The 11,364-nt window shown below is 73.7% G+C and carries 11 protein-coding genes; 1 reads left to right on the top strand and 10 read right to left on the bottom strand.

Going from position 1 to position 11,364, the window contains the following annotated elements; translation table 11 throughout:
- Positions 1-361 precede the first annotated feature (361 nt).
- From ASG49_RS12725 to ASG49_RS12705, 5 genes are read right to left on the bottom strand one after another with little or no spacing between them, the layout of a single operon-like run.
- Positions 362-1,642 (bottom strand): MFS transporter, encoded by a 1,281-nt coding sequence (locus tag ASG49_RS12725; protein WP_056542403.1) that lies wholly within the window; start codon positions 1,640-1,642, stop codon positions 362-364.
- Entirely contained in the window at positions 1,606-2,388 is a 783-nt protein-coding gene (locus ASG49_RS12720) for a GNAT family N-acetyltransferase (protein ID WP_056542401.1), read from the bottom strand. Before ASG49_RS12720 ends, ASG49_RS12725 begins: the two co-directional genes overlap by 37 nt.
- The gene (locus ASG49_RS12715) at positions 2,375-3,313 is read right to left on the bottom strand and encodes an RluA family pseudouridine synthase (RefSeq protein ID WP_056542399.1); all 939 of its coding nucleotides are present in this window, start codon (positions 3,311-3,313) and stop codon (positions 2,375-2,377) included. The genes ASG49_RS12720 and ASG49_RS12715 overlap by 14 nt, the downstream gene beginning before the upstream one ends.
- On the bottom strand, positions 3,310-3,918 hold the full coding sequence (gene lspA / locus ASG49_RS12710; RefSeq protein ID WP_056542397.1) for a signal peptidase II: 609 nt from the start codon (positions 3,916-3,918) through the stop codon (positions 3,310-3,312). Before lspA ends, ASG49_RS12715 begins: the two co-directional genes overlap by 4 nt.
- On the bottom strand, positions 3,891-4,307 hold the full coding sequence (locus tag ASG49_RS12705; RefSeq protein WP_162244530.1) for a TraR/DksA C4-type zinc finger protein: 417 nt from the start codon (positions 4,305-4,307) through the stop codon (positions 3,891-3,893). The genes lspA and ASG49_RS12705 overlap by 28 nt, the downstream gene beginning before the upstream one ends.
- A 526-nt stretch (positions 4,308-4,833) precedes the next feature.
- On the opposite strand from ASG49_RS12705, the gene ileS reads away from it, so the two are divergent.
- Positions 4,834-8,058 carry an isoleucine--tRNA ligase gene (gene ileS / locus ASG49_RS12700; protein WP_056542393.1) on the top strand — a complete coding sequence of 1,075 codons (3,225 nt, stop codon included), beginning with the start codon at positions 4,834-4,836 and terminating at the stop codon, positions 8,056-8,058.
- A 93-nt stretch (positions 8,059-8,151) separates the two neighbouring features.
- On the opposite strand, the gene ASG49_RS12695 is transcribed toward ileS, so the two are convergent.
- The 5 genes from ASG49_RS12695 to pgeF form a co-directional block, all read right to left on the bottom strand.
- Entirely contained in the window at positions 8,152-8,946 is a 795-nt protein-coding gene (locus ASG49_RS12695; RefSeq protein WP_082534109.1) for a DivIVA domain-containing protein, read from the bottom strand.
- 55 nt (positions 8,947-9,001) lie between these two features.
- The gene (locus tag ASG49_RS12690) at positions 9,002-9,298 is read right to left on the bottom strand and encodes a YggT family protein (protein ID WP_056542388.1); all 297 of its coding nucleotides are present in this window, start codon (positions 9,296-9,298) and stop codon (positions 9,002-9,004) included.
- A gap of 42 nt (positions 9,299-9,340) precedes the next feature.
- Positions 9,341-9,874: a cell division protein SepF gene (locus ASG49_RS12685; protein ID WP_056542386.1), complete on the bottom strand. Its 534-nt coding sequence runs from the start codon at positions 9,872-9,874 to the stop codon at positions 9,341-9,343.
- A 70-nt stretch (positions 9,875-9,944) separates the two neighbouring features.
- Positions 9,945-10,646 (bottom strand): YggS family pyridoxal phosphate-dependent enzyme, encoded by a 702-nt coding sequence (locus tag ASG49_RS12680; RefSeq protein WP_056542384.1) that lies wholly within the window; start codon positions 10,644-10,646, stop codon positions 9,945-9,947.
- Entirely contained in the window at positions 10,643-11,356 is a 714-nt protein-coding gene (gene pgeF, locus ASG49_RS12675) for a peptidoglycan editing factor PgeF (protein WP_056542382.1), read from the bottom strand. Before pgeF ends, ASG49_RS12680 begins: the two co-directional genes overlap by 4 nt.
- Positions 11,357-11,364 lie beyond the last annotated feature (8 nt).

Raw genomic sequence — 11,364 nt, 5'->3', positions numbered from 1 at the left:
GCCGACAGGTAAATTAATTCGTCGACTTTTGACACACTGTTGAGTTCTCAAGAATCAAGCGCGTACCGTGCTGATCGTTTCCGACCCGCTGCGGGGCAACCCGGTAAAACTTACCGGTCCGTGTCCGGCCCGTCAAATCGGGACCTGAGTGACTTTCCGGCTGCTTCCTCCGCCGGGACGGACCATGAGCCGTCCGCCCTCAGGGCGTGGCGACAAGGCCTGGATCCTGCCGGTGGAAGCTGTCTGCCTGGGGGCCGGCCACCCGATCGAATCTGGTGTCCCGCCGCACCCTGGCGACATCGAGAACAGTACACGGGCCCCGGCGCAGATGCACATCGGGGGCCCCTCCTGCGGAGGTGCGCTAGCGCACGTCCCGCTCCCCCGCGTGTCGGCTTGCGTCCACGGGCCGTCCACTTCTCCCTCGGGCCGTGGTCACCACCGCGACCGCCACCAGGGCGAGGACCACCAGCAGGCCCACCGCGGCGGCCACCCCGTCCCATCCCGCGCCGGCCCAGGCGACGCCCACCCACAAGCCGAAGACGCTGGACCCGGCGTAGTAGGCCATGACGTACGCCGCGCTGGCGCGGACGGCGACCGGGCCGGCCACCACCGGCGCCCACCCGCTCGCCACGGCGTGGGCGGCGAAGAACCCGCCCGTGAGCACCACCAGTCCGAGGATCACCAGGACCAGCCGGTCGGGCACGGTCAGGGCGAGCCCGGCGCCCATCACCAGGACGGCCAGCACCATCACCCGCGGCCGACCCCACACGTCAGCGGCCCGTCCGGCGGCGGCGGAGGCGACCGTCCCGGCCAGGTAGGCGAGGAACACCAGGCCCAGCAGGGCGGGCGGGAGGTCGAACGGTGGCCCGGACAGGCGGAACCCCAGGTAGTTGTAGACCGCGACGAAGCCGCCCATCAGCCAGAACGGCACGGACAGCAGCGCCACCAGCGCCAGCCAGGGCACCCGGGGGTCGGTGCCGGTCGTCGCCGTCCGCGGGCCGGGGTCCGGCTCGACCGAGTCGGGCAGCAACCGCCAGAAGGCCGCGGTGGCCAGCGCCGCCCCCAGCGCGAGCGCGCCCACGCCCCACCGCCAGGAGCCCAGGTCGGAGACGCCGGCCGTGACCAGGCGCCCGAGCACGCCCCCCAGGGAGTTGCCGGCGACGTAGAGGCCCATGGCCGAGCCGAGTCCGGCCGGGTGCACCTCGGACCCGACGTGGCCCATCGCCACCCCGACCACGAGCGCGAGGGCGAGCCCGGTCAGGACCCGCAGCACCACGAGGCCGGCGAAACCGGGCGCCACCGCCACCAGGGCGGTGAGGACCACGGAGGCGACGAGCCCCCAGCGCATCGTCGGACCGCGCCCCCACCGCCTGCCCACCCAGGCGGCGGGCAGCACGGCGAGGGCCAGGGCGCCCGTGGTCGCCGAGACGGTGAGGCTGGCGGCACCCGCGCCGACGTCGAACTCCGCGCCCAGCTGCGGGAGCACCGGCTGGGCGGCGTACAGCATCCCGAAGGCGGCGAGCCCGGCGAGCACCATGGCGCCGTTGAGCCGGGCGAACCCGGGGGTGCCGGGGCGGTGGAGGCCCTCGACCCCCGTGGTCGCGCTCACCGCGACGGCGCAGCGCCGGCCCGCTGCTCCCACGCCTCGAGGCTCTCGCCGATCACGACGTCCATCACCCGCGCCAGCCGCTCGGGCTCCAGCCCGGGGGCGTGCCGGCACATGCGCTCCACGATCTCGGCCTCGCGCCCGGCGTCGCGGCCGCGGTGGCCGCCCGCGCCGCCCGCGGCGTCCTTGTGGTCCTGCACCGCCGCCGTCAGCGCGGCACGACGCGCCAGCAGCTCGGCCAGCTGGTCGTCGACCTCGTCGATGGCCGCCCGCAGGTGCGACAGCGGCCGCTCCCCCGGCCAGACCACCCGGACGTCGGGAGCCCCCTCCTCGGTGGCCGACCCGTCGGTCGTCTCGAGCTCGACCAGCCCGTGGTGGGCGTAGAAGGCGCGGGCGGGACGGTTGGTCGCGAACACCCACAGCCCGAAGCCCTGCGGGCGCTGCGCCCGCGCCAGGTCGAGCAGGGCCGAGCCGACGCCGCGACGCTGGTGCGCGGGGTCGACGTAAAGGTCGTCGAGCCAGGTGCGGGTCAGCACGAGGAAGCCGGCGACACCCTCGCCGGCGTCGGCCACCCACACCTCGCGGTCGGGCGCGGAGACGGCGGCCGCGAGGTGGGCGCGCACCTCCTCCTCGCCGTGCACCGGGAGCGGGAGGTCGGGCGCCGCGGCGCGTCGGGCCGCCACGAAGACCCGGGACAGGTCCGCGACCTCGTCGGGCCGCGCCGGTCGGAGCGTCAGGTCGGCCGCGGTGAGGTCGGGCGAGGTCGGCTCACTGGCCGTCACGGACGACCTCGAGCGCGTGCGCCAGGTCCTCGGGGTACGCCGACTCGAACTCGACGTGCTCCCCCGTGCCCGGGTGCTCGAAGCCGAGCCGCACCGCGTGCAGCCACTGCCGCTCCAGCCGCAGCCGTCGCGCCAGCGTGGGGTCGGCGCCGTAGGTGAGGTCGCCGACGCAGGGGTGCTTGAGCGCCTGCATGTGCACCCGGATCTGGTGGGTGCGGCCGGTCTCGAGGTGCACCTCGAGCAGGCTGGCGAACCGGTGGGCCTCGAGCGTCTCGTAGTGGGTGACGCTCGGCTTGCCGTCGTCACGGACCGCGAACCGCCAGTCCGAGCTGGTGTGGCGACCGATCGGGGCGTCCACGGTGCCCTGCAGCGGGTCGGGGTGGCCCTGCACCATCGCGTGGTAGACCTTCTCGACCGTGCGCTCCCGGAACGCGTTCTTGAGCAGGGAGTAGGCGCGCTCGCTCTTGGCGATGACCATGACGCCGGAGGTGCCGACGTCGAGCCGCTGCACGATCCCCTGCCGCTCCGACGCCCCGCTGGTCGCGACCTGGACGCCGGCGGCCCGCAGGTGTCCCACGACGGTCGCCCCGGTCCAGCCCATGGAGGGGTGCACCGCGACACCGACGGGCTTGTCCACCACGACGAGGTCCTCGTCCTCGTGGATCACGTGCAGGCCCTCGACGGGCTCCTCGACCACCTCGAGGGGGTCGGTCTCGACCGGGAAGCTGACGTCGAGGCGGGTGCCGGGGAGCAGCCGGTCGGACTTGCTGGCCGGGGCGTCGTCCAGCTGCACCCGCCCGGTGGCGATCAGCTCGGCGGCGCGGGTGCGGGAGACGCCGAACAGGCGGGCCAGGCCCACGTCGACCCGCTCGCCGGCCAGGGTCTCGGGCACCTCGAGGGTGCGCTCCTCGGAGGACTCGCTCATCGGGCCGCCTCCGCGGTGGCGTCGTGACGGGTGCCGTCGGGGTTGATGCCGCGGAAGAGCAGCAGCACCAGGAGCACGCCGGCCACGTTGATGCAGATGTCGGCGACGTTGAAGACCGGCCAGTTGGGCAGGGCGAAGAAGTCGACGACGTGGCCGCGCAGCGGACCGGGCGGGCGCAGCAGCCGGTCGACGAGGTTGCCGGTCACGCCGGCGAGCAGCAGGCCGAGGGCCAGCGCCCAGGCGCGGTGCCGGACGCGGCCCACCTGCCACAGCACGACGACGGTGGCAACGATCGCGATCACCGAGATCACCGGGGTGATCGAGGCCCCCGCGCTGAAGGCCGCGCCGGGGTTGCGCACCAGCACCAGCCGCAGGAAGGAGCCGAGCACCTCGACGGGCTCACGGCCGGTGAGCTCGCGCACGGCCAGCACCTTGGTGACCTGGTCGACGACGAGCCCGGTGACGCCGACCGCGAGGGCCAGCCGGGTCGCCCGGGCGGGACGGTCCGCGGTCGCGGAGACAGGGTCCGCGCCGACCGTGTGACCGGCCGGCGGGTCCCCAGGACGCCCGGTCGCGCTCAGCGACGCTCCTCGCGCTGCTTGCACGTCAGGCACATCGTCGCCCGCGGGAAGGCCATCAGCCGGTTCTTGCCGATGGCGTTGCCGCAGATCTCGCACTGGCCGTACGTCGTGTCCGCGATCCGCTCGAGCGCGTGCTGGCTCTGCTCGAGCATGTCGCGGGCGTTGTTGACGATCTGACGCTCCTGGTCGCGCTCGAACGAGGCCGAGCCGACGTCGGCCTGGTCGTGCCCGGACCCCTCGCCGGAGTTCTCGATCATCCCGGCCAGGTCACCCTCGACCTCGGCGAGCTCGCCGGTGAGGCGTCGGACGTCGTCGTGCAGCTGCTCGCGCACCTGCTCCAGCTCCTCCGAGGTCCACGGGCTCTCCTTGTCGAGCACCACGAGGTCCTGGGGAGCAACCACCTTGTCAGCCACGTTGGGCGTCGCCTTTCGCATGAGTCGTACGAGCTGCAGGCACCCGGTCGGGCGGTGACACGCAGCGTGTCGTCTGGGTCGTCGGTGCGGCGGCGAGCGTCTTCACTGCCGGTGGCGTGCCCCTGGCGCTCCTCGGCAGGAGCGGCGCACGTGTGGCGAGAGGATATGTGCCGGGTCCGACGCCTTCAAACCACGGCGCGGTCGCACGGCGTCCCGGGCCGCGGCTAGAGTTGTCCCACCGCACGGCGTGGACGGGACGAGTACCCCTCTGCACGGCCAGGAGCGAGCCGGGGACGGTGGGAGCCCGGTGGCACGGCAGGGGGCGAAGATCACCCCGAGCCGCCGGAAGAAACGGCTCCCAGCACCACCGGGGACCGGAGTAGACCCGGCAGCGGTGGACCCTCCCGGGGTCACCCACGAAGCGGGCCGGCAGCACCAGCGCCGGTCAAGGAGGGTGGTACCGCGGGGCCCGGCCCGGCCGGTCCTCGTCCCTTCGGTCAGCACCGCCCCAGACCGAAGGACGACCGTGACCCAGCCCGACGCCCCGACGGGTGCGCCCACCGGCGCAGCGCCCGCGTACCGCCCCGTGCCGCCCCAGGTGGACCTGCCCGCGCTCGACCGCGAGGTGCTGGGGTTCTGGAAGGACCGGGGCATCTTCGAGAAGTCGGTGGCGCGCAACGCCGGGGCCGACACGTGGACCTTCTACGAGGGCCCGCCCACCGCCAACGGCCGTCCGGGGACGCACCACATCGAGTCGCGCACCTTCAAGGACGTCTTCCCGCGGTTCCGGACGATGCAGGGCTACCAGGTCAACCGCAAGGGCGGCTGGGACTGCCACGGGCTGCCCGTCGAGCTCGCCGTGGAGAAGGAGCTCGGCTTCTCCGGCAAGCCCGACATCGAGGCCTTCGGCATCGAGGAGTTCAACGCCCGCTGCCGTGAGTCGGTGACCCGCTACGTCGGTCTCTGGGAGGAGATGACCGACCGGATGGGCTGCTGGCTCGACATGCGCGAGCCCTATCGCACCATGGACCCGGAGTACGTCGAGTCGGTCTGGTGGGCACTGAAGCAGATCCACGCCAAGGGCTTGCTGGTCGAGGACTACCGGGTCGCGCCGTACTGCCCGCGCTGCGGCACCGGGCTCTCCGACCACGAGCTGGCCCAGGGCTACGAGACCGTGACCGACCCGAGCGTCTACGTGCGGCTCCCCCTCACCTCGGGCCCGTACGCCGGGACCGGCGGCCAGCAGGGCGCCAGCCTGCTGATCTGGACCACCACCCCCTGGACGCTGGTGTCCAACGCGCTGGTCGCCGCCCAGCCGGGGCTGACCTACGTCAGCGTCACCGACGGCGTCGAGACCCTCGTGATGGCCGAGTCGCTGGTGGCGTCGGTGCTCGGCGAGGGGTGGGAGATCGAGGACCGCTTCACCGGCGCCGACATGGTGGGCTGGACCTACCAGCGCCCCTTCGAGCTGCTGTCGTGGCCGGCCCGCACCGACGGGGCCAGCGACCTGCCGGACGCCCACTACGTCGTGGCCGAGGACTACGTCACCGCCGAGGACGGCACCGGCCTGGTGCACCAGTCCCCCGCGTTCGGCGAGGACGACTTCGCCTCGTGCCGTCGCAACGGCGTGGCGATGGTCAACCCGGTCACGCCGCGGGGCGAGTTCGAGGACGACCTGCCGCTGGTGGGCGGCCAGTTCTTCCGCCACGCCAACGCCGACCTCGTCGAGGACCTCACCCGCCGCGGGCTGCTGTTCCGCCACCTGCCCTACGAGCACAGCTACCCGCACTGCTGGCGCTGCCACACCTCGCTGCTCTACTACGCCCAGCCGTCGTGGTACGTCCGGACCACCGAGGTCAAGGACGAGCTGATCGCCCAGAACGAGCAGACCAGCTGGCACCCCGCCACCATCAAGCACGGCCGCTACGGCGACTGGCTGAGCAACAACATCGACTGGGCGCTCTCGCGCAGCCGCTACTGGGGCACGCCCCTGCCGATCTGGCGCTGCGCCGAGGACCACCAGACCTGCGTCGGCTCGCTGGCCGAGCTCTCCGGGCTCACGGGCACCGACCAGTCCGGGCTCGACCCGCACCGGCCCTTCGTCGACGACGTCGCCTTCGCCTGCCCCACCTGCGGGCAGGAGGCCCGCCGCGTCCCCGAGGTCATCGACGCGTGGTTCGACTCTGGGTCGATGCCGTTCGCGCAGTGGGGCTACCCCCACGTCGAGGGCTCGGCGGAGCGCCTGGAGCAGGCCTACCCGGCCGACTTCATCTGCGAGGCCATCGACCAGACCCGCGGCTGGTTCTACACGCTGATGGCGGTCGGCACGCTGGTCTTCGAGCAGTCCTCCTACCTCAACGTGCTCTGCCTGGGTCACATCCTGGCCGAGGACGGCCGCAAGATGTCCAAGCACCTCGGCAACATCCTCGAGCCGATCCCGCTGATGGACGAGCACGGCGCCGACGCGGTGCGGTGGTTCATGGCCGCCGGCGGCTCGCCGTGGGCCGCCCGCCGGGTCGGGCACACCACGATCCAGGAGACGGTCCGCAAGGTCCTGCTGACCTACTGGAACTCGGTGGCCTTCCACGTGCTCTACGCCGGCATCGCCCGCTGGACGCCGGGGGCCGGCAGCGCCCCGCCGGTCGCCGAGCGCCCGGTGATGGACCGCTGGGCACTCTCGGAGGCCCACCACCTCGTGGGCGAGGTCACCACGGCGATGGAGGGCTTCGACACCCAGCGCGCCGGGTCGCTGCTCGCGGCGTACGTCGACGACCTGAGCAACTGGTACGTCCGCCGCTCGCGCCGCCGCTTCTGGGCCGGTGACGAGGCGGCCTTCGCCACGCTGCACGAGTGCCTGCGGCTGGTCACCCAGCTGATGGCCCCGCTGGCGCCGTTCGTGACCGAGAAGGTGTGGGGCGACGTGTTCGCCGCCAGCGAGCCCGACCTCGCCGAGTCGGTGCACCTCTCGTCGTGGCCCGCGGCCGAGGCGTCGTACGTCGACCGCGAGCTGTCGGCGCAGATGCTGCTCGTGCGACGGCTGGTCGAGCTCGGCCGCGCCGCCCGCGCGGACGCCAAGGTGCGGACCCGGCAGCCGCTGGGGCGGGCGCTGGTCGCCTCCTCGGCCCACGCCCGGCTGGGCGAGGAGCTGCGGCGCGAGATCGCCGAGGAGCTCAACGTGGGTGCGGTCGAGCCGCTCTCCTCCGCCGGGGCCGACCTCGTCGACCACAGCGCCAAGGGCAACTTCCGCGCCCTCGGCAAGCGGTTCGCGAAGGACACCCCGCGCGTCGCCGCCGCCATCGCCGCGGCCGACGCCGAGGCCCTGGCGACGACGCTGGCGGCCGAGGGCCGTGCCACGGTCGAGCTCGACGGCGCCCCGGTGGAGGTGCTGCCCGACGAGGTGATCGTCTCCGAGCGCCCGCGCGAGGGCTGGTCGGTGGTCAACGAGCAGGGCGAGACGGTCGCGCTCGACCTCGGGCTCACGCCGGAGCTGCTGCGGGCCGGCACGGCGCGCGAGGTGGTGCGGATGGTGCAGGAGGCCCGCAAGGGCTCCGGCTTCGAGGTCTCCGACCGGATCACGCTGCGCTGGGCACCGCTCGGGGCGGGCAGCGACCTCGCCGACGCCGTGACCGAGCACCAGGAGCTGATCGCCACCGAGGTCCTGGCCACGACGGTCGCGCAGGCGCCGGCGGACGAGGACCTGCCCCACCGCGACACCGACCTCGGGATCGCGTTCTCGGTGACCCGGGTCTGACCGGGTCCGGACGCACCACGGCCCCGACCGGTGACCCGGTCGGGGCCGTGCGTGCGTCGGCGGCAGCGGACCGTCGGTCCGGAGCCGGTCGCGTCAGGAGCTGGTGTCGTCCTGCGGGTGGCCGTGGCCGGCCGGGAGCTCCCCACCCTCGCCACGCCCGTCGAGCGCCTCGAGCTGCTGGGTGAAGTAGCTCTTCAGACGGCTGCGGTACTCCCGCTCGAAGGCGCGCAGGTTGTCGACCTCGGCGTCGAGGCGCTGCTTCTCGCGCTCGACGTCGGCCAGGGCCTGGCTGCGCTTGCCCTCGGTCTCGGCGTCGAGGTTCTGCGCGCGGGTCCGCGCCTCCTCGTCGAGCTGGTCGGTGCGCTGCCGGGTCTCGGACTCCAGCTGCTCGGCCTCGGTGCGAGCCGCGGCCAGGATCTGCTGGGCCTCCTCGCGCGCCTCGGCGACGACCTCGTCGGCGTTGCGCGTGGCCAGCTCCAGCAGCCGGGTCGCCGCGGAGGACGCCTCGGCCGAGGTGGTGACCCGGATCTGCTCGTGCGGGGAGGGGCGCAGGCCCGAGGCGGCGGGCACGGCCTGCGGCTCGGCGGTGCTCTGCTCGGCCTCGCCGGAGACCGGCGGCGCCTCGGCGGCGGCCGGCTGCTCGGGCGTCGCGGCCGGCGCCGGGCTGGCCGGGGCCGGCTCGACCTCGGCGGCGGGAGTGCCGGTGGCGGCGTCGTCGGCCGTGGTGGCACCGGCGCGCGAGCGCAGCTGCTCGTTCTCCTTGAGCAGGCGGCCCAGCTCGGCCTCGACCTCGTCGAGGAACTGGTCGACCTCACCCTGGTCGTATCCCTCGCGCAGCCGCGTCGGGGTGAACCTCTTGGTGCTCACGTCCTCGGGCGTCAACGGCATGACCTCACCTGGCATCCTCACGTCGTCCATCAGGGGCTCGTGGAACCCTAGCGGGTCAGCCTCGGAGCAGGATGGCCTGGTTGAGCCCGCGCAGGACGTAGCACAGGATCAGCAGCGCGATGAAGCTCAGGTCGACCGCGACGCCGCCCAGCCGCAGCGGCGGGATCACCCGGCGCAGCGCCTTCACCGGCGGGTCGGTGGCGGTGTAGACGCCCTCGAGCACGACGAGGGCAGGACCCCGCGGCACCCACGAGCGCGCGAACAGCTGCACCCAGTCCACGATCAGCCGGATGAACAGCAGCACGATGAACGTGGTCAGCAGCAGATCGATGACGGAGCCGACGACAACCACGTGCTGAGCCTAGGGGGTCGTTCCAACGTCTCCGGAGGGGGTTCAGCTCTGGTTGAAGAAGCCGTTCTCGGCGATGCGCTGCTTGTCCTCGGCCGCGACCGAGACGTTGGGCGGGGAGAGCAGGAACACCTTGTTGGTGACGCGCTCGATCGAGCCGCGCACCGAGAACACCAGGCCGGCCGCGAAGTCCACCAGCCGCTTGGCGTCGGTGTCGTCCATCTCGGAGAGGTTCATGATCACGGGCACGCCGTCGCGGAAGTTCTCGCCGACGACGCGGGCCTCGTTGTAGGTGCGGGGGTGCAGCGTGGTGATGCGCGACATCGGGGCCACCGTCGGGGTCGGGGCCGCGGTCCGCTGGACCGGGGCCTGCGGGGCGGGACGGCGGCGCTCGGCGAGGTGGGCCACGGGGCGCGAGCGCTCCACGTCGTCCTCGTCGTCGACGTCGGTCTCCAGGCGGGTGGCCGTGCGGGCCGGGGCACGACGGGTGTCGTCGCGCTCGGCACGGGGCTCGGCGTACTCACCCTCGGCGTCCTCGAGGAGTCCGAGGTAGACGCCCATCTTCCGCATCGCGCTCATTGCCTGTTTCCTCTGCTCTCGTCACGCTCATCTGCCTGCACGCACGTCGTGGCGGCAGGCGTTTCGGACACTACTTGCTCTCGGGTCTGGGACCGAGGACCGCCGAGCCGACGCGCAGGTGTGTCGCACCGCGCGCGATCGCCTCGTCGAGGTCGCCGCTCATGCCGGCGGAGATCCAGCTCGCGCCGGGGTGGTCGCGGCGCACGTCGGCCGCCACCTCGGCGAGCCGCGCGAACGCCTCGCCGGCGTCGCCCCCCAGCGGGGCGACCCCCATCACGCCGCGCAGCACCAGGCCCTCGGCCTCGGCCACCCGCGCCGCCAGCTCCCCCACCTGGTCGGGGTCGGCACCGGAGCGGCCGTCGGCGCCCGGCGGGTCGAGGCTGACCTGCACGAGCACGTCGAGGTCGCGACCGCGCTCGGTGGCGCCGCGGCTCAGGCCCGTCACCAGCTTGGCCCGGTCGAGGGAGTGCACCGCGTCGGCGTACGTCGCGACGGCGGCCGCCTTGTTGCTCTGCAGCCCGCCGATGAAGTGCCACCGCAGCGGCAGCCCGACCAGCTCCTCGGCCTTGGCCGCGGCCTCCTGGTGCCGGTTCTCGCCCACGTCGCGCACCCCGAGGTCCGCGAGCACGCGCACGTCGGAGGCCGGGAAGAACTTGGTCACCACGACGAGGGTCACCTCGTCGGGGTCGCGCCCCGCGGAGCGGCAGGCGGACGCGATGCGCTCGCGCACCTCGCCGAGGCGGCGCTCCAGGTCGTCCTCACGCTCGCTCACGACCGCCTCCGCACCAGGCCGGCCAGCCGGCCGGACCGGACGCCGTCGCGGCGGTAGGAGTACAGGTCGGGCGACTCCAGCGTGCACCGCGAGACGTCGTCCACGGTGACGCCGGCGCGCTCGAGCCGGGCCCGCACGCCGGCTCCGAGGTCGAGCCCGGGGGTGCCCCACGACGTCGTCGCCGCCGCAGCGGGCTCGAGGGCTGCCACCTCGTCGCGCAGCCGGGCCGGAACCTCGTAGCAGCGTCCGCACACGTGCGGACCGATCCACGCCCGGACGTCGGTGGCGCCCAGCGCGCGCATCTGCTCCACGCAGGCGTCGACGACGCCCTCGGCCAGGCCCTGGCGGCCGGCGTGGGCCGCCCCGACGACGCCGGCCCCGGTGTCGGCCAGCAGCACCGGCACGCAGTCGGCGACCCGCACCACGAGCACGACGTCGGGCTGGTCGGTGACCAGGGCGTCGCAGCGCTCGCGCGGCTCGTCGCCGGCGGTGGTCACGACGCGACGGCCGTGGACCTGCTCCATGTCGGCGACGCGCGCACCCGGGGCGAAGTCGTCGAGCACCAGCGCGAGGTTGCGCCGGCGGTCGACCTCGTCGTCCTCGCCGACCAGGGCGAGGTTGAGCGAGTCGAAGGGGGCGGCACTGACCCCGTCGTACCTGTCGGTGAACGCCAGGTCGACGGGGCCGGTGCTGCTGCGGTGGGAGTACACCCGGGGGT

Source organism: Marmoricola sp. Leaf446, assembly GCF_001424755.1.
Taxonomy (GTDB): Bacteria; Actinomycetota; Actinomycetes; order Propionibacteriales; family Nocardioidaceae; genus Marmoricola.
This window is presented reverse-complemented; position numbering and strand designations above follow the sequence as displayed.

What these genes read in the sequence shown, in the direction of transcription:
- ASG49_RS12695 (WP_082534109.1), bottom strand. Translation starts at nt 8,946, where the DNA reads ATGCCGTTGACGCCCGAGGACGTGAGCACCAAGAGGTTCACCCCGACG.
- ASG49_RS12685 (WP_056542386.1), bottom strand. Translation starts at nt 9,874, where the DNA reads ATGAGCGCGATGCGGAAGATGGGCGTCTACCTCGGACTCCTCGAGGAC.
- ASG49_RS12715 (WP_056542399.1), bottom strand. Translation starts at nt 3,313, where the DNA reads ATGAGCGAGTCCTCCGAGGAGCGCACCCTCGAGGTGCCCGAGACCCTG.